The 18060-nt window shown below is 61.3% G+C and carries 11 protein-coding genes; 3 read left to right on the top strand and 8 right to left on the bottom strand.

Annotation, left to right across the window (positions count from 1 at the left end):
* The first annotated feature begins 66 nt into the window (after positions 1-66).
* Positions 67-2001, top strand: a complete 1935-nt coding sequence (locus tag AB4O16_RS07505) for a hypothetical protein (RefSeq protein ID WP_460157426.1) — start codon at positions 67-69, stop codon at positions 1999-2001.
* A gap of 318 nt (positions 2002-2319) precedes the next feature.
* Here AB4O16_RS07505 and AB4O16_RS07500 read toward each other — a convergent pair whose 3' ends face one another.
* From AB4O16_RS07500 to pvdM, 5 genes are all read right to left on the bottom strand, one after another.
* Entirely contained in the window at positions 2320-4737 is a 2418-nt protein-coding gene (locus AB4O16_RS07500; protein WP_460157425.1) for a TonB-dependent siderophore receptor, read from the bottom strand.
* A gap of 127 nt (positions 4738-4864) precedes the next feature.
* Positions 4865-6514: a cyclic peptide export ABC transporter gene (locus AB4O16_RS07495; protein ID WP_160387724.1), complete on the bottom strand. Its 1650-nt coding sequence runs from the start codon at positions 6512-6514 to the stop codon at positions 4865-4867.
* 211 nt (positions 6515-6725) lie between these two features.
* Positions 6726-7610 carry a dihydropyoverdine dehydrogenase gene (gene pvdO / locus AB4O16_RS07490; RefSeq protein ID WP_160387722.1) on the bottom strand — a complete coding sequence of 295 codons (885 nt, stop codon included), beginning with the start codon at positions 7608-7610 and terminating at the stop codon, positions 6726-6728.
* A 30-nt stretch (positions 7611-7640) separates the two neighbouring features.
* Positions 7641-8921: a pyoverdine-tailoring periplasmic protein PvdN gene (gene pvdN / locus AB4O16_RS07485; protein WP_460157424.1), complete on the bottom strand. Its 1281-nt coding sequence runs from the start codon at positions 8919-8921 to the stop codon at positions 7641-7643.
* Positions 8922-8952: 31 nt separating this feature from the next.
* On the bottom strand, positions 8953-10302 hold the full coding sequence (gene pvdM, locus AB4O16_RS07480; protein ID WP_160387718.1) for a pyoverdine-tailoring dipeptidase-like protein PvdM: 1350 nt from the start codon (positions 10300-10302) through the stop codon (positions 8953-8955).
* A gap of 252 nt (positions 10303-10554) precedes the next feature.
* On the opposite strand from pvdM, the gene pvdP reads away from it, so the two are divergent.
* Positions 10555-12174 (top strand): pyoverdine maturation tyrosinase PvdP, encoded by a 1620-nt coding sequence (gene pvdP, locus AB4O16_RS07475; RefSeq protein ID WP_160387716.1) that lies wholly within the window; start codon positions 10555-10557, stop codon positions 12172-12174.
* 433 nt (positions 12175-12607) lie between these two features.
* Here pvdP and AB4O16_RS07470 read toward each other — a convergent pair whose 3' ends face one another.
* The 3 genes from AB4O16_RS07470 to AB4O16_RS07460 are packed head-to-tail and all read right to left on the bottom strand — an operon-like array spanning position 12608 to position 17159.
* Positions 12608-14002, bottom strand: a complete 1395-nt coding sequence (locus AB4O16_RS07470) for an efflux transporter outer membrane subunit (protein WP_460157423.1) — start codon at positions 14000-14002, stop codon at positions 12608-12610.
* A 7-nt stretch (positions 14003-14009) separates the two neighbouring features.
* Positions 14010-15983 carry a MacB family efflux pump subunit gene (locus tag AB4O16_RS07465; protein ID WP_460157422.1) on the bottom strand — a complete coding sequence of 658 codons (1974 nt, stop codon included), beginning with the start codon at positions 15981-15983 and terminating at the stop codon, positions 14010-14012.
* Complete coding sequence (locus tag AB4O16_RS07460; protein ID WP_460157421.1) at positions 15984-17159, bottom strand: efflux RND transporter periplasmic adaptor subunit; 1176 nt, start codon at positions 17157-17159, stop codon at positions 15984-15986.
* Positions 17160-17546: 387 nt separating this feature from the next.
* Here AB4O16_RS07460 and AB4O16_RS07455 point away from each other — a divergent pair, with 387 nt between their 5' ends.
* Complete coding sequence (locus AB4O16_RS07455) at positions 17547-18029, top strand: sigma-70 family RNA polymerase sigma factor (RefSeq protein ID WP_460157420.1); 483 nt, start codon at positions 17547-17549, stop codon at positions 18027-18029.
* Positions 18030-18060 lie beyond the last annotated feature (31 nt).

The raw sequence follows: 18060 nt of genomic DNA, 5'->3' as shown, positions 1-18060 counted from the left end.
GCAGGCGTTCATCGATATTAGAGCGCCACGTCGTTAAATGGCAATTCTGATTATCGAGACCAAATCATGACTGACACTATATCCGGAACAACCCAACTAAACCCTTTGCTGATCTGTCATGGGGCCGAAGGCGAACTTTCTCATACTTGCACTCTAATGCCTTTTGCAGATAATCCGTGGGCCAATCAGAAATTTAGTTTTCGCGACATCCTTTTTGAGGGCGGCGGTACACAGCCGTTTCCGATTACAGTTGCGCCTGGATTTGGTGAACTTCAGGAAATGCCACTTATTGAAGGGGCAAAGTTCAGAATTCATTGCCCAAAGGAAGGCACGGATCATAACTTTAGATTACGCTTGCAAAGTGAATTTACTGCCCCGCTTTACGAAATATCCATGACGGTAGGACACTATCGACGCAAAATTCTGGTCGAACTCGCCCCGCCCGGTGTTGTGACGAAGGGCGATGAAATAACGGCCGAAATTGCCGTTGAGTCGTTCTACATTCCGGGAAAATTGTTGGAAAGCATTGAAGTGGAGTGGTGGGTTGGGGGGGAGAAGGTGGCTACCGAACCGACATCGGATTCTGGCAAAAGCAAGTTTACCCATATTGTCGACACGGTGGGTGAACTGACCATTGCAGCAAAAGTCCACAATCCGTTTGATGACAAAGTGATTGCTCAGGAATTTAAATTAAGCGTTATTTCCGAAAGTCCCTGGGAAGGCGCTCGATGGTTCATTAACGGAAACGAGTCGTATGAGTTCGTGCCTGCCCGATTGCCGCTGGGGCAGACAAACAAGGTGAAATTGATAGCGCCACAATTAAAGGGAGGGCAGATCCGCCTCAACGGCGAGGAAGCAGCAGCGTTAAAAATCCAGGCGAACCCCGATTTCAATGCGCTGGTGACGCTTGATGCTGATGGTGCGGCCGAATGGGAATTTACGCAGGCTGATCCCGTTCGCGGCCATCTCACCTTGAGTGCAGAGTATCCAGGCGTGGGCCTGTTGCTAGAGCTTCGTTGCTGGGTGATGTCGGACAAACTGGCCGAAGAGGCGGATGTTGAAGTTGACGGTGTACCGGTTACCTCTGATTTCATCTGGTTTTTTCGCGACCAACCTCGAATCATCACGCTGGTACCCAAACGTGGCAGTCCGATTGGCGACTATCCAGTCGGGCTGACTCGACAACCGGGTGGTGACGTTGAACCAGACAATGTGGTGACGGAACCTGCTGGTACAGTATTAACCCACCGCTGGACCGTAACCGGATTTAACCAAAGCGGTACTTTTGGCTTGAATCTAGGTTTCTGGGCGGCGAGTTCAATTCAGCTTACGTTCTGCAAGCTGTTGTCGACGGACCTGGCCGACGAGGCTGATGCCTTGATTGATGGTGAAGTCTTTCCCGAGGGTTTTATTTTCAAAGCAGGTGAAAAAAAATCGCTTTCGCTGAGAGTCAAGAACAACAGTCCATTGGCGACTGTTCCGTTGAAGCTGAGTTATCTGGTTGTTGAAGGCGACGACGTCCAACTTGTCAGTGAACCTGATTTTGGTGTGGCGCAAACCGATTTCCAGTGGGACGTCATGGGAGCAACCGGGAATGGTATGTTTAAACTGGGAGTTGAAGCTGACGGTATGAATTCAGTGCTGTATATGCCGGTTTGCAGGATAATGTCGGATTTTGAAGAGGAACGGGTGATCATGTTGTTCGATGGTAAGCCTGTTCGTCATGGTGGGTGGGTAGTAGCACCCCATGGCATTGCGCACACTGTTATAGTTAAACATAACATACTGAGGCCTGAGAGAGTGTGGATCGAAACCTCTGATGTAACGGCAATTCCAGGCGACAAGGTCCTTCAGGAGGTCGATCCAGTGGAAGGTGAAACTTGGCAAGTTACGGGTCGGTATAGTCATTGGACAGCAGCTTCGGTGATCTTCTATCATGAGGCTTCGGACTCGAAACGCGAGATGGTGGGTTTTTTTCAAATGGTTCATCGGCCTGACTGAAGGTTGAGAGTAATCTGCTGCAAAGCCTGATGAGAGCAACTGCGGTCACTGGGTAGACCATGGCAGATTTCCTGTAAATGTTAAAAGTTGACGCTACATTGATATTGTATTTGCAAGAAAATCAGAGCTTTTATCACGCCTTGTTCCAGCCATAAGGCGGGTTAGATGTGCCGATTGTTTCTTAATGGTTAAAGGGCTGTTTATTTATCCATCGGAAATCACCGAAGTATCCGATCATAAATAAAAATGCCAGTCAGCTTGACTGACTGGCATTAGCCCTTGCGGCCCGGATTGTTGTTGCGGATCAAGCAACGGTTATCAGTACTGCGCGCTCAGGCTCAGGGTCACGGTGCGCGGGTCGCCGTAGAAGTTGGTGCCCCAGGAGGCATCGACACGATCGTAGTACTTGCGGTCGAACAGGTTGTTGGCGGTCAGTGTCGACGACAGGTTTTCGTTGAACTTGTAGCCGACCTGCGCCGTGGTGATTGCATAGCCACCTTGCTGGAACTTCACGTCACGCTGGTAGTAGGTGTCGCTGACCGCACGCACGCCGCCGCCGACGCTGAAGTCCTTGAGCGGGCCGTCGGTGAACTCGTACTTGGTCCACAGGTTGAAGTTGTGCTTGGGCGTGATGGTGCTGAAGGTCTTGCCCTGGTTGGCCTCATCGGCGTCCAGGAACTTGGTGGAGGTGTAGGCGTAGCCGGTGACGATGCTCCAGTTGTCCGTCAGGTTGCCGCTCAGCTCGGTTTCCCAACCCTCGCTGCGCGCCTTGCCTTCGGTCATGTAGGCACCGGAGTTGTTGTCGTATTCGGCGCGGTTTTCATCGTAGATGCGGAACGCGGCGATGCTGGCGTTCAGGCGACCGTCGAAGAACTCGCGCTTGAGGCCGATTTCGTACTGCTTGCCTTTGCGTGGGCCGACCGGCTCGCCGTCCGTGCCGATTTCGCTCTGCGGTTTGAACACGCCGGTGTAGCTGAAGTAGGTCGACAGCTCCGGGGTGATCTTGCCGATGATGGCGCCGTACGGCACGACTTTGCGGTTGATGCTGGTGTGGGCTTCGCCGAAGTTGTTGAAGAAGGCGTTGGCGTTCTTCGCGTCGCTTTCGTACCAGGTCACACGGCTGCCGCCGATGACGTCGAGCCAGTCGGTGACATTGAGCTTGGCACGGGTGTAGACACCGTACTGGTCGGACTTGGACCAGTTGCCGTTGACGTGCTCGTAGTCGTTGCGGGGAATGTCGATGCTGCCCGGATTGAACACGTTGATCGGAAAGTACTCGCCACCGCCGTAGGTGAACTCCTTGTCCAGGTGCTGGTACTCGGCGCCCACGGTGAATTCGTGGCGGCGATCGGCGAACTCGAACGGCGTGGTGACGAAGCTGTCGACACCGACGGTCTTGATGTGGGTGTAGTAGTCGTAGGCCACGGCCCAGCTGTCACCGGTGGCCGGGTCGACAGCGCCATCGGCCCAGGTGAAGTTACGCTGCGGGGTTTCGGCGTCGCGGTAGGTCACGGTGGTCTTGAACTGACCGCCGTTGTCCAGCTCGTGATCGAGTTCGGCAAAGCTCTCCCAGACTTTTTCGTTCAGGGTGTTCCACTTGGCGTCGACGAAGGTCGAGCGCGGAACGTCGAGCAACGAGCCGTCGGCATAGGCCGGCAAGCCGAACGCCGGGGTGGAGTCGTTCTTCTGGTAGGCGCCGCCGACCGACAATGTGGTGGCCGGGTCGAGGTCGAATTCCAGGCGACCGTAGACCATCGGGCGTTCGTTTTGCGCGTAGTCGACAAACGACTTGTTGTTCTCGTAGGCGGTGATGAAGCGACCGCGCACGGTGCCCTGGTCGTTCAGCGGGCCGGTAACGTCCACCGAAGAGCGGTAGTGATCGTAGGAACCGGCGGCCAGTTCGCCACCGAGGGCGAATTTGCCCAGGGCGCGCTTGCGCACCACGTTGATCGTACCGCCGGGTTCGCCCGCGCCCTGGTACAGGCCCGACGGGCCGCGCAGCACTTCGATGCGGTCGTACATCGCCAGGTCGAAGCTGGTGGCCATGTCGCCCTGGCCGGTGGGTTGCGAGACGCCGTCGACCTGCACCTGGTCGACGAGGAAGCCACGCATGTAGACGTCGTTGAGGCTGGAGCCGGAGTTGTAGGTCTTGATGGTCACGCCGGTGACCTGACGCATGGCGTCCTGCAGGCTGTTCATGTTCTGGTCGTCCATGCGCTGGCGCGTGACGACGGACACCGACTGCGGAATGTCCTTGAGCTTGATGTTGCCCTTGCCGATGGACACTTCATCGCTGGTGTAGGAGTGCGTGCCTTCGGTGGTCGGCCCCAGCGCGACGCCGGTGATGGACGTCGCGCCCAGTTGCAATGCACTGGAATCACCGGCCGATGGCACCAGCGACACGGTGTTGCCATTCAACTGAAAATTGATGCCGCTCCCCAGCAGCAAGGTTTTCAGTGCCTGTTCCGGTTCCATGTTGCCGGACACCGCTGTGGACTTGATGCCGTTGACCATGTCCTGGCTATAGAGAATCTGCAGGTTGGTCTGCTGGCCCAGTTGGCGCAATGCACTGGCCAAGGACTGAGACGGCACATTGACGTTGACCGGAGCTGCCTCGACCTGGGAAGTACCCAGCAGCAACAGGGTCAGCAGCGCGCCCGGCACGACCGTGCGGAATTTCTTTTGCCGTTCGATGGCGAGTGCCAAAGGTGCGCGGGACAGAGTAAGGCTTTGCATTGCTCGAATCGCTCCAGAAGGGTGTGTGCAGTTTTTTAGTTAATGATAATTATTATTAGACGGACCACTTTGCCTAAACCGGAAAACAAACTTCAAAAAAACAATGATCTGCGTGCGGCAACGAGCGTCAGGCGGTCGCACGCTCGGTGACGACCCGGCCCGATTCCATGCGCACCAGTTGATCGGCCATGTCGAAATAGCGGTCGTCGTGGGAGATCACGATGATGGTTTTGCCCAGGCGTTTGAGGTCCGGCAGCAGCTCGGTGTAGAAGATGCGGCGGAAGGTCGGGTCCTGGTCGGCGGCCCATTCGTCGAACACCAGTACCGGGCGTTCTTCCAGCCAGGCATTGACCAGCGCCAGGCGCTTGCGCTGGCCGGTGGACAGGTCGGTGGTGGTGAAGCTGCCGTCGCGGACGCTGACCTTGTGCGCGATCTCCAGGCGTTGCAGATATTTGTTGGCGTCTTCGGGGATGTGCTGGTCGCCCTGCACCACGTCATCGAACAGGTAGTAATCGGCAAAGATCGTGGTGAACAACTGGCGGTAGTCGTCGCGATTCTGCGCATCGATGCCTTGGCCGTTGAGCAGGATTTCCCCCTGTTGCGGCGCGTAGAGGCCCAGCAGCAACTTGATCAGGGTGGTCTTGCCGCAGCCGTTTTCGCCGACGATGAAAATGATGTCGCCTTGCTCGATGGTCAGGTTCACCGGGCCCAGGCGAAACGGGTCGCTGCCGGGTGCGGCGGGGAAGGCGTAGCTGACGTTGTTCAGCTGCAGGCTGTCGACCACGACCGGTTGGGTGCCTTTGTCGTTGAGCAGCAGGTGCGGTTCCGGCGAGGAAAACCGGCTCGACAGTTCGGCGATGCGGCGGAAGGCGATGCGCGCGCGGCTGACGATCGGCAAGGTGCTGACCAGGTGCTCGATCGGGCCTTTCATGTACAGCAACACCAGCACGAAGCCGCTCATCACCGCCTTGTCGGCGCTGGGCCAGAACGATTGCAGGGCCAGCGCCAGGCCGATGACCACGAAGAACAGCATCGAGCCCAGGGTCTTGGCGATCACGAAGGTGTTGATCGAACGCACCTGGGTGTCGCAGATGAAATCGGCGGTGCCCTGGATGCCCTTGACGAACATGCGCTGGCGGCGCGGGCGGTGGATGCGCAACTCCTTGGCGCCGCCGGCAATGGCGTTGTAGTGCTTTTGCAGCTCGTCTTCGGCGTCGCGGGCGGCCATGAAACCCTGGATGCCCTTGCCCTGCGCGTAGAACTGGATGCCGGTGCCGATGGCAATCGCCAGCACCATCATCAGGAACATCGGCCACGACAACATCGCCAGGTAACCCATGCAGCCGAGGGTCACGGTCAGGGAAATGGCGAGCGGCGCGAAGGCGAAGGCAAAGTCGCTGATGGTGTCGACGTCGTGGGTCAGCACCGGGATCAGCCGGTGGCTGCGGTAGCGCTCGATCTGCTCGATGGGCGCGGAAAGGACTTTCTCCCCAAGCGTTTTGCGCAGCTTGGCAATGATGTGCTGGCCGACGTAGTTGGTGCCGATGTCCGAGCAGATCGAACTGCCCAGGGCCAGCACGCACAGGCCGGCGAACAGCGCGACCACGCCCTGGGTCAGGCCGTCCGGCGAGTGCAGCGCGTTGTTGATGGTGGCCAGCAACACCGTCACGCTCAGGCCACCGACCATGCCCATGAGGATCGACAGACTGACGACGAGCCGGAACGGTTTCAGGAGGCTGAACAATTCATGAATTGCACCGCGCGTTGGCTGGGTCATGAGCAGAGGGTTCCTTGGGTCTTGAGGCAGATACCCAGTAGAACGTCTGGTGGAGGGCTTAATTTAAAAGGTGGGAGACGGGTGGCGGGGGCGTTACATAAACCCTGTGGGGGCGAGCTTGCTCGCGAAAGCGATTTGTCAGTCACATTGATGTTGAATGTGCTGCCGCCATCGCGAGCAAGCTCGCTCCCACAGGTGGGTTGTGGAGGGGTTAGAGATTGGGGGTCAGGTCGCGTACGACACGGAAACCGATCCAGTCGCCACGGGTTTGCGGGTCGATGTCATTGCGGTTGCCCGAGCGGGAAAACACCGGCGCTTCGCCCCAGTCGTTGCCACGGATACGCAAGGTGTCGCAGTTCGGTTCGGTCCAGGCGCTGCCGTCAGTGGGCGCGCCGACGTAGTCCGGGTGGTAGCAGTCGGCGATCCACTCATAGACGTTGCCGTGCATGTCGTACATACCGAAGGCATTCGCCGGATAGCTGCCCACGGGGGAGGAATAGCTGTAGCCGTCGGTCGGGCCGTAGGTGTTGGCGTGGGTGGCGATGCTGTACTCGGTGCCGGGGTCGAACGGGAAGGGGAAGGCGCCCGTCGATCCGCCACGGGCGGCGTATTCGCGCTGGGCTTCGCTGACGATGTGGTAGTGCTGGCCGGTTTTCATCGACAGCCAGGCGACGTAGGCGCTGACCTCGGCGAAGTTCATGCACACCGCCGGCTGGCGCGGGCCCTGGGGGTAACTCGGCTTGCCATTGGTGCAGGCGCGGCCGGGGCGGGTGTCGCCATCGGGCAGGGTGATGCCGGTTTCCTTCATGTATTGGTTCCATTCGCCGGCGGTGATCTGGTAACGGCTCATGGCGAATGGTTTGTCGAACGTCACCTCATGCATCGGGCCTTCATCGGGCTCGCGGCCGATTTCGTCGTCCGGGGTGCCCATGATGAAGGTGCCGGCGGGCAGCACCACCATTTCCGGGCAGTTGCGGCAATCCTTGAAGACTTTGCCCGGCAGTGGTGCCGTGTAGGCCTGGGCGAGGCCGGGCACGGCGCTGCCGAGCACCCCCAGCAACATCAGGGCACCGAGGTTTTTCAGGGTGTTTTTCATAAAAAATTCTCGTCCATTGAAATCGGTGGGTCAGAGCTTGCTCGCCATCAGCTCCATCAACTTGTCGATGTGCGCTTCGTTATTGAGCAGCCCCGGCGATACACGAATGATCGGCCCGACATCCCGGTCCACGGCATCGCACACCACGCGCTGATCCATCAGGTAGTTGGCGACTTCTTCGCAGTCCCGGTCCTTGATGCGGAAGAAGGTGAACCCGGCGGAATATTCCGGTGACAGCGGCGTGACCAGCTCCACCGACGGATGCTGCTGCAAGCGTTTTTTCAGGTAGCTGTTGATTTCATGGATGCGTGCCGCGACCTCGGCCTTGCCCAGGTCCAGGTGCAGCTTGAAGGCTTCGGTCAATGCCCAGCGGTGTTCGAACGAGTGATAGCCGCCGTAGGTCATCACCGTGGAAAACTGCGTGGCTTCGGAGAAGGTCGGGATGGTCGGGGTCACGTCCTTGAGCTCGTCGGAGCGGGCGCAGATGATCCCGGTGCCCCGTGGGCCGAACATCCACTTGTGGGTGCCGGCGATGAAGAAGTCGCAGTGCATGTCCGGGAAGTCGACGTTTTCCACGCCGAAGCCGTGCACGCCATCGATCACATAGAGGATGCGGTCCTTGTCCTCGCGACCACGGTTTTCCTTTTCCACCAGTTTGCCGATCTCGCCGATGGGCAGCTTCACGCCGCTGCCGGAATGCACCCAGGTCATGCCCAGCACGCGGGTCTCGGGGCGAATGTTGCGCTCGATCGCGGCCAGCACTTCGGCGGTCGAGACCTTGTACGGGTCTTCGAACAATTTGATCTTGCGCACCTGGGTGCCGTCTTTCTGGGTGCGGTATTCGAACACGCTGTTGGCGGCGTAGTGCTCGTGTTCGCTGGTGAGGATTTCCTGGTCCGGGCGTACGTGGATGCCGGCGTAGATCATCGCCAGGCCTTCGGTGGTGCTGCCGGTCAGGGCGATCTGCGACGGCTTGGCTTTCAAGTAACGGCCGGCCCACACGCGCACCTCTTCTTCGCGCCGCTCGGTTTCTCCGCGATGCCAGTCCATGGCCAGGCCCGGGTTGCGATCGAGATTCTCGCGGTGCATCTCGATGGCCTCACGCACCGGGCGCGGGTGCGAGGTCACCAGGAAGTTGGCGAAGTGCAGGTAGTTCGGGTCCTGGGTGAACAGTTGGCGCAACTGGTCCCATTTGTCCTTGGGCAGTGGCGCCGGGCTTGCGGCCAGTGCTGGCAGGTTCACGGTGGAGGCCAGGGGAATGCCGGCCGCCAGAATGCCGGCCTGCTTGAGGAATGAACGACGGTTGGTCATGGGTTCGGTTCGCTTTGGCAAAAGGACAAAATCAGTTCTGGACCACAGGCCGGGAGGACTTCTGCACCTGGTCCCAGACCCGCAGGAAATTGCCGCCCCAGAGCTTGGCGATGTCGGCCTCGCTGTAGCCGCGGCTGATCAGTTCGGCGGTCACGTTGCGGGCTTCGCTGACGTCTTTCCAGCCGTCGAGGCCGCCGCCGTCGTTGAAGTCGGAGCTGATGCCGACGTGGTCGATGCCGATTTTCTTCACGGCGTAATCGATGGCGTCGCCGTAGTCCTTGAGGGAGGCCTTGGGTTCTTCGTCGAGGATCGAGTAGAGCTGGCTGGCGTATTCGCCGAAACGCTGCTCCGGCCAGACGGTGATCACCGGATCGCCCGGCATCAGGGCCATCTCCAAGCCTTGCAGCGGTTGCAGGTCGAAGCGCGCGCGCAGGGCGTTGAGCTTGTCCCGGGTGGCCTGGCTCAGCGGGCGGATGTAGGTCGGGAAACCGACAATCTGCACCACACCGCCGCTGTTCTTGATCAACTGCATTTCCGCGTCGCTGAGGTTGCGCGGGATGTCCACCAGCGCTCGCGGTGCCGAGTGCGAGGCGACCATCGGCGTGCGGCTCAGGTGCGCGACCTGCTCCAGGGCCTTGGTGGACATCTGCGACACATCGACGATCACGCCCAGGTCGTTGAGGCGCTGCACCGCTTGCTTGCCGATGTCCGACAGCCCGCCGAGGGCATCGCGCGAGTCGTTGAAGAACGGCAGCGGCCGCGACGAATCGGCCCAGGCGTTGTTGCCTACATAGCTGAAGCCGAACATGCGCATGCCGCGCGCGGCCCACTTGTCCAGGGCGTTGAGGTCGTTGCCCAGCGGGTAGGCGTTGAGCATGCTGATGAAGATCGCGAACTTGCCTTCGCCGTGCAGTCGACGGAAGTCGTCGGGGGTGTAGGCGATGGCTGTCTGGTTGGGGAAGTCACGCACCATCGCGCTGATGATCTTGTAGCGGGTTTCCTGCTCATGGCGGGCCTCGTCGATGAAGCCTGCGGTGGGACGATGGGGGGCGTTGGGGCCGTTCCAGATTTCCGGCCAGCCGAAAATTGTCAGGGCCGCACCGGACAGGCGCCCGCGTCCGGTCTTGACCAGGTCGAACTGGCCTTCGCCATCCTTGTCGACTTCGTTGCCGGCGGTGCCGAAGTCCATCGGCACGGTGATGTGGCTGTCGAACGAGAGGATGCGTTCCTGCAACTGGTCGGCCTGTTTCATCACCTTGACCGGGTAGCCGGGGTTGTCCCGAAACCAGTAGTCCCAGGCCGCGTAGCCTGCACCCGCGCTGATCGCCAGGGCCAGCGGCAGGCCGATGGAAAGAGCCTTTTTCGAACGTGGTTTTGTCATTGCCGTCTCAGTCAGGTTCGCCGTCGAGGGTCAGGCGCGGGGGCCTTTGCTATCTGGGGGGAACGAGTGGCTGGCCGGAAAACTTAGCGAAGCTGATGGCCCCATCGCGGGCAAGCCCGCTCCCACACTGGATCTGTGTCGCACTGAAGATCCCTGTGGGAGCTGGCTTGCCAGCGATGCTTTTAAATTTGTCCGGGTAACAAACGTTCTAGCTTGGATAAAGCCTGCTCCATGGCTGACACAGGTAGGGCAATGACGATTTCTCGACGATGGTTCCTCGCGGGTCTGGCGCTGACCGGTGCCGCCGTGCCTGCGGTGTATTACAGGCATCGCGAACTGACCAGGCCGGACCCGACGATCACCCCGGGCGAAGCCTCGTTCGACGTGGCGGATGTCGCCGGTCAGCGCCTGGCCGATTCCTTGCGCGGGGTCTGGCAGATTCGTTTCGAAGGTCGTGACGCCGGGATCGAAGGCTTGCCGCTGGAGGGCCTGGAAGTGTTCATTGATATCGGCCACAAGGGGCGAGGTGTCAGCGGTTATCTCGATACCACCGAGCGTTTGCGTTCCAGCGAAGAGCCTCGCTACCGAGTGTTGGGCGATCTGTCCGGGGCCGACCCGAAGCAGCTCGCCTGGCGATTGCTGGGTGCCAGCGGCTGCTGCGAATACGAATTCGACATGAGCCTGGACGAGGTCTGGGCCGGTTTCGGCAACGCCGGCAGCGGCAGTCTCAGCGGGCGCGTGCTGGACCTCAAGCGCCCGTTGATGCTGACGGCCCAGGACAATCGCTTCATTGCCGTCAAACGGGTATTCCCGGAAGCGCGCGAGCGCACGGGCCTCAATCCGACACTGCTGGCGTGGCTGGTATCGCCGGAGCACCGATTGTTCCACCAGCTCTGGCATGCCTCCCGGGACAAGTGGCACAAACTGTCCGAAGACCAGCGCGGTGCCTTGCGCGGGCTCGGCTGGCAGCCCGGCCCTCGGGATCAGGAACGCGATGCCCGTGGCGCGCGCAAGGATCGCAACGGTTCTGGCGTGGACTTTTTCTTCATGCACCGGCACATGCTCGGCACTGCGCGGTCGATGCAGGACCTGCCTTCCTGGACGCACTTTCCGTTGCCGCAGCCGGAGCTGATGCGCGATCGGCCCGGCTTCGCGCGTTACTACGACAACCACGACGGCACGGCGTTGCCGCCGACCTGGCTGGCCGAGGACGATGACGAGTACACGCAATGGGTCAGCGACATCAAGACCGGCGAGACGTACTCCAGCAATTTCCAGGTCTGGGAGTCGCGCTACCGTGATCCGCGTTACCTGTCGACGCTGACCCTCGGCCAGTTCGGCTCGGAGGTCGAACTGGGCCTGCACGACTGGCTGCACATGCGCTGGGCTTCGGTGCCGCGTGACCCGTCCAACGGTCAGCCGGTGCCGTTCGCCCGTGATCCGGCGGACTTTTCCGCACGCTGGTTCGCGGCGGAAAACGACTTCCTCGGCGACCCGTTCTCCTCCCATGTGAACCCGGTGTTCTGGCATTTCCACGGCTGGATCGACGATCGCCTGGAGGACTGGTTCCGCGCCCACGAGCGCTTCCATCCGGGGCAGGTCAGTCGGCTGCAGGTCAACGGCGTGCCATGGTTTGCGCCGGGGCGCTGGGTGGAAATCGATGACCCGTGGCTCGGCCCGAGCACTCACGGGTGCAGCACCACGCCCGGGTTGCAGGCGGGCAAGTCAGTGGAAATGGACTCGGAAACCATGAAGCTGGCGCTGCGTATCACCTTTGGCGAGGACGAGACGAAACTGGCCGGCTTGTTCCGCAAGGTGCCGCAACGGCCGTGGTATGCGCGACATCTGAAGGCTAAACAGAACCAGGCTTGATACCGCGTTATCGTTCAATCGCTGCCAAGCAATGTTGATGTTGGATGTGCCGGCCTCTTCGCTGGCAAGCCAGCTCCCACAGGGTTTTGTGTTTGCCGCATGATCCGGGCACGACGCATAACCTGTGGGAGCGGGCTTGCCCGCGATGGCGTCCTGTCAGGCAATGTTGATGTTGGATGTGCCGGCCTCTTCGCTGGCAAGCCAGCTCCCACAGGGTTTTGCGTTTGCCGCATGATCCGGGCACGACGCATAACCTGTGGGAGCGGGCTTGCCCGCGATGGCGTCCTGTCAGGCAATGTTGATGTTGGATGTGCCGGCCTCTTCGCTGGCAAGCCAGCTCCCACAGGGTTTTGCGTTTGCCGCATGATCCGGGTACGACGCATAACCTGTGGGAGCGGGCTTGCCCGCGATGGCGTCCTTTCGCACACCACAATTAAAGAACCTGCCAGCCACCCCCTAGCGCCTTGTACAACGCAATACTCGCCTGCATCCGCGACAGGCGCAGTTGCACGTTCAGATCCTGCGCGGCATACAGCGTGCGCTGGGTTTCCAGTACCGTCAGCAAATCCTCGGCCCCGGCCTGATAGCGGCTTTGTGCAATGTTGAAGGCAGTCTGCGCCTGGCTCAGCTCTTCACTTTGCCACCCGCGCTGTTCATCCAGCCCGCGAATGCTGTTGAGGGCTTTTTCGACGTCGGCGAAACCGTTGATGATCGTGCCGCGATAGGTCTCCAACAGCTCTTCCTGACGCGCCGTGGCCTTGTCGCGCTGGGCGCCGAGGCGGCCGTTGTTGAACACTGGCGCAAGCAGCCCGGCGGTGAGGTTGTAGAAGGGGCTGCGCAGAATGTCGTTGGCCCGGTCGGCGCCGGAGCCGATTTCGGCGGTGAGGGTCACGGTCGGCAGCATTGCGGCGCGGGCGACGGTGACGTCGGCCTGGGCGGCGGCCAGTTGCGCTTCGGCGCGGGCAATGTCCGGGCGGCGGCTGAGCAACTGGCTGGGCACCCCGGCATCGATGGCGGGCCAGGTCAGTTGGTCGAAGTGTTCCTGCCCCAACGACAGCGCCTGAACCGGCCGGCCGAGCAGGGTGGCAAGGCTGATTCGCGCCTCCTCGGCCAGCTGCCGCACCAGCGGCAGCTGGCGTTGCTGCGCCGCCACCAGGCTTTTTTGCTGCGCCAGCTCCAGGGCCGTGGCCGAGCCCGAATCAAAGCGGGTCTGCACCAGTTTCAACACGCTTTGCGCATTGGCCAGGTTCAACTCGGCGATGCGGCTCTGCTCCTGCAACGACAAGGCCTGCGCATAGCCGCTGGCCACGCCGCTGAGCAGCGTCAGTTCCACGGTGGCCTGGTCGAACTCACTGGCTTGCAGACTGAATTGCGCACTGTCGCGGCCGGCCCGCTGGCCACCCCAGAAATCGATTTCATAGCTGGCGACCAGGTTCGCCGTGAAGTAGTCGACGGCGTCATTGTTGCTGTCGGCATCGAGCTGACTGTAGCCGCTGCCCCGAATCAGCTTCTGGCGGTTGGCGTTGAGCCCGGCCTTGACCTCCGGCAGTTGCGAGCCGCCGGCAATCACCGTGTCGGCCTGGGCCTGGCGCACCCCGGCGATGGCCGCGGCCAGATCGTAACTGCCGAGCCGCGCCTGTTCGATCAGGCGCCCCAGTTGCGGGCTGCCGAAGCGGTTCCACCATTGCTGGTTGTCATGGATCGCGCCGACGGTGTGCGGCGAGTGCCAGGCGGCCGGCGGCCGGATGCCGCTGTCGGGGCGCTGCACCGGAGTGCCGCAGGCGCCGAGCAACAGGCACAGGGTGAGCAAACTGAGTGACGGCTTCATAAATCGATCATTCACTGGTAAGGGCCGTGACCGGGTCGAGCCGGGCAGCTTTACGGGCCGGCATGTAGCCGAAAACAACACCGGTGACCAGGGCGCAGCCGAAGGCGCCCAGCACCGCTATCAGGGAGAACGCGACAGCCACTTCGCTGAAAATCAGCACGCCGCCGACGATCAGCGCCAGGGCGATCCCGGTGAGGCCGCCCACCACCGAGAGCATCACCGCTTCGGTGAGGAACTGGCGCAGGATGTCGCGCTGGCGGGCGCCGGTGGCCATGCGGATGCCGATCTCGCGGGTGCGTTCACGCACGGTCATGAGCATGATGTTCATCACGCCGATCCCGCCCACCAGCAGCGAAATGGCGGCAATCGAACCGAGCATCAGCGACAGGGTGTTTTGCGTGCGGGCCTCGGCCTGGATCATCGCCGCGTTGTTGGTCAGTTCGAAATCGTGCTTGCCGTCGTGCAGGCGCAGCATCAATTGCTCGATGGCTTTTTCGGTTTCCTTGACCTTGCGCGCGTCGGCGGCGGCGATGGCGATGTACTCGGGATTGTGCGTGCCGAACAGGCGCACGCTCGCGGCGGAGTAGGGGATGGCGATGCGGTCGTCGCTGTCGGAGTCGCCGGAGCTGGCGCCTTTTTCGGCGAGCACGCCGACCACCTGGAAGGGTACGTTTTCGATCAGGATGTACTGGCCGATCGGGTTGGCCACGTCCTTGAGCAGTTTGGTCCGCACCTTGTGCCCGATCACCGCGACCGCTGCGGCGTTCTGTTCATCGGCGTGGGTGAAGTAACTGCCTTCGACCACCGGCCAGTTGAAGATCGTCGGAAAATTGGTGTCATTGCCGCCGACATAACTCAAATGGTCGAGGTTGCCAAAGCGCACCCCGGCTTCCTGGCCAATCACCGGCATGATCCGCGTCACTTGCGGCAAGCTTGCAATCGCCGCGACCTCATCGAGAGTGACGATGCCCATTGGCGTGCGCGGGTTGGGCGCAGAGCCGCTGAGGTAAATGATGTTGGAGCCGAACGCGCCCATCTGCGCCATCACCTGGCGCTTGCTGCCTTCGCCCACGGCCAGCATCACCACCACCGAGGCCACGCCGATGATGATCCCGAGCAGGGTCAGCGCGGTGCGGAACTTGTTGATCCACATCACCCGCCACGCCGCGTGCACGGCATCGACCAATTCACCTTTCCAGGCGCCGGTGGCTTCGGCGCCCTCGCTCAGGCGCTTGCGCAAATCGACGGCTTGCAGGGCGCCGGGGTTGGCCGAGTTTTGCGCGGCGGGATTATCCCGGGCACTGTCGCTGATGATCTCGCCGTCGCGAATCTCGATGATGCGTTTGGCCCGGGCCGCCACTTCGCGGTCATGGGTGATGAGGATCACCACGTGGCCCTGGCTCGCCAGCTCGTCGAGCAGGGTCATGACCTCGGCGCCGCTGTGGCTGTCGAGGGCGCCGGTGGGTTCGTCGGCCAGGATGATGTGGCCGCCGTTCATCAGCGCGCGGGCAATCGACACCCGTTGCTGCTGACCGCCGGAGAGCTGATGCGGACGGTTGCCGGTGCGCGAAGCCAGGCCGAGGCGGTCGAGCAGGGCGGCGGCGCGGGCGTGGCGTTCGGCGGCGGGGGTGCCTGCGTAGATCGCCGGCATCTCGACGTTTTCCTGGGCCGAACCGGACGGAATCAGGTGATAGCCCTGGAACACGAAACCAAAGGCTTCGCGACGCAGCCAGGCCAGTTCGTCACTGTCGAGGGCGGCGACGTTTTCCCCGGCGAAGCGGTATTCGCCCGAGGTCGGGCGGTCGAGACAACCGAGGATGTTCATCAGCGTCGATTTGCCGGAACCGGAAGCGCCGACGATCGCCACGAACTCACCGGCATGGATCGACAGGTCGATGCCGCGCAACACATGAACTTCAGGCGCGTCGCCACCGCCGTAGGCTTTGCGGATGTCCGCAAGGTCGATCAGGGGCGTGTGCATTCAGCCGTCACTCCCGTCGACCGGGCCGATCAACAGGTGATCGCCTTCTTGCAAGCCATCGAGGATCTGCACCCGCAGGCGATCACTGATGCCGGTGCGCACGTTGCGCTGTTCGATGCGGCCATTGCCGGCGACCACTTGCGCGGTCTGCAGGTCTGGCTGCGTGCCGGCCTGCAGGGCGGCGATCGGTGCGGTGAGCACGTTCTGCGCCTGGTTGGCGACGAAAAACACCTGGGTGGTCATTTCCGCCATCAGCGCGTTGTCGGCGTTATCGACGTCCAGCAACACGGTGTACAGCACCACGCGGGCACTCCCGCTTTTGCTGGTGTTGGCGGGGCTGCCACCGCCCTGGCTGGTCTGGTCCAGCGGCTTGGGCGGGACAGGGAGGATTTGTCGCACGGTGCTGGTCCAGCGCCGGGTGCCGCCGCTCAGGGTGGTGAACCAGGCGTGCATGCCGGGTTTGACGTGGCCGATGTCGGCCTCCGAGACCTCGGCCCATACGGTCATGGGCGACAGCTTGGCGATGCGCAGGATCAGCGGTGTCTGCTGCTGGGCGTTGAGGGTCTGGCCTTCGCGAGCATCCAGGGCCACCACGGTGCCGGCCATCGGTGCATAGATCCGCGTGTAGCCGAGCTCTGCCTGATCGCTGCGCAGGCTGGCTTCGGCCTGGCGGATCTGCGCCTGGAACATGTCGATGCGCGCCTGGGTCACGCGCAATTCAGCCTGGGCGGTCTGCACGTCTTCATCACGGGTGGCACCGCCAGCGGCGAGGTTCTGTTGGCGCTGGTATTTCTGCCGGGCCAGTTCGTGTTGCGCCCGTTGTTCCTGCAGCTGCGCCTTGAGGTTTTCGATGGAGAACCGCCCGGCATCGAGTTTGGCCTGTTGCGTGGACGGGTCGATTTCCACCAGCAACTGGCCTTCCTTGACCCGATCGCCGACTTCCACGTGGATCTTGTGGATTTGCCCGGAAGCCTGGGCGCCGACGTCGACATAGCGCCGCGGTTGCAGGGTGCCCAAGGCCGTGACGCTGCTTTCGATGTCGGCGCGGCTGACCTGGACGGTGGCGAACTGGTCGCGGCCCGGCGGGATGAACTGCCAGGCGGCGACGGCGACTACTACAGGGATCAGGCAAAGTGTTGCAAGCAGCGCGCGGCGGGTCTGTCGGGGACGTTTCATGCAGGGTTCCGGCCAAAGGATATCGGCCCGTCGTTGAGCGGCGCAGAGACGGGAAGCTGTCCTGTAGACGTTGAACGGAGCAGAGAATTTAGCCGACAACACAAACCACTGTAGGAGCGAGCTTGCTCCGGGCGGCGTTCCGACGATGGCCGCAAGGACGACGCGTTAAATCAGAAAGTACGCATCATCGTTCACGGCCATCGCGAGCAGGCTCGCTCCCACATAGTCCACGACTATTTATCGGGCAAGGCGACGCGGTACTTTAAATCTATATGAGAATTACTATAAATTACGCGATACGAATTGCCACTATCGTGCCACCGTTTATTTCAACGCTGGCACAAAGGGCTCAAGGACAGTAACCGCACCCCCGTGCGGACGGGAGTCATGTTGGAAAACTACTATCGCGAGCTGGTGTGTTTCCTGAACGCCAGGCTGGGCAACCGTCAGGTGGCCGAAGATGTGGTGCATGACGCTTACCTGCGGGTCCTGGAGCGTTCCAGCGAGACGCCGATCGAGCAGCCCCGGGCATTCCTTTATCGCACCGCCCTGAACCTGGTCGTCGATGACCATCGGCGCAACGCCTTGCGGCGCACCGAGCCGCTGGACGTACTCGACAGCGAAGAAAGCTGCTTCACGCCTTCGCCGCACAAGGTCCTCGATCACGGCCAGCGCCTGGACATGCTCCAGCGTGCCCTGGCGGAACTGCCACGGCTGTGCCGAGAAAGCTTTCTGCTGCGCAAGATCGACGGCCAGTCCCATTCGGAGATCGCCGGGCAACTGGGTATTTCCAGGGCCCTGGTGGAAAAACACATTGTCAATGCCATGAAGCATTGCCGTGTGCGGATGCGTCAGTGGGAAGAGCACTGATTCCGGCGGATTCATCAAGCCTTGTTAAATT

It is taken from the genome of Pseudomonas sp. S2_H10 (genome assembly GCF_054668285.1).
This window is presented reverse-complemented; position numbering and strand designations above follow the sequence as displayed.

Coding starts and splice junctions, on each gene's coding strand:
- AB4O16_RS07465 (WP_460157422.1), bottom strand. CDS start 15,983: ATGCACACGCCCCTGATCGACCTTGCGGACATCCGCAAAGCCTACGGC.
- AB4O16_RS07495 (WP_160387724.1), bottom strand. CDS start 6,514: ATGACCCAGCCAACGCGCGGTGCAATTCATGAATTGTTCAGCCTCCTG.
- AB4O16_RS07500 (WP_460157425.1), bottom strand. CDS start 4,737: ATGCAAAGCCTTACTCTGTCCCGCGCACCTTTGGCACTCGCCATCGAA.
- pvdO (WP_160387722.1), bottom strand. CDS start 7,610: ATGAAAAACACCCTGAAAAACCTCGGTGCCCTGATGTTGCTGGGGGTG.
- pvdN (WP_460157424.1), bottom strand. CDS start 8,921: ATGACCAACCGTCGTTCATTCCTCAAGCAGGCCGGCATTCTGGCGGCC.
- pvdP (WP_160387716.1), top strand. CDS start 10,555: ATGACGATTTCTCGACGATGGTTCCTCGCGGGTCTGGCGCTGACCGGT.
- AB4O16_RS07455 (WP_460157420.1), top strand. CDS start 17,547: ATGTTGGAAAACTACTATCGCGAGCTGGTGTGTTTCCTGAACGCCAGG.
- AB4O16_RS07470 (WP_460157423.1), bottom strand. CDS start 14,002: ATGAAGCCGTCACTCAGTTTGCTCACCCTGTGCCTGTTGCTCGGCGCC.
- pvdM (WP_160387718.1), bottom strand. CDS start 10,302: ATGACAAAACCACGTTCGAAAAAGGCTCTTTCCATCGGCCTGCCGCTG.
- AB4O16_RS07460 (WP_460157421.1), bottom strand. CDS start 17,159: ATGAAACGTCCCCGACAGACCCGCCGCGCGCTGCTTGCAACACTTTGC.
- AB4O16_RS07505 (WP_460157426.1), top strand. CDS start 67: ATGACTGACACTATATCCGGAACAACCCAACTAAACCCTTTGCTGATC.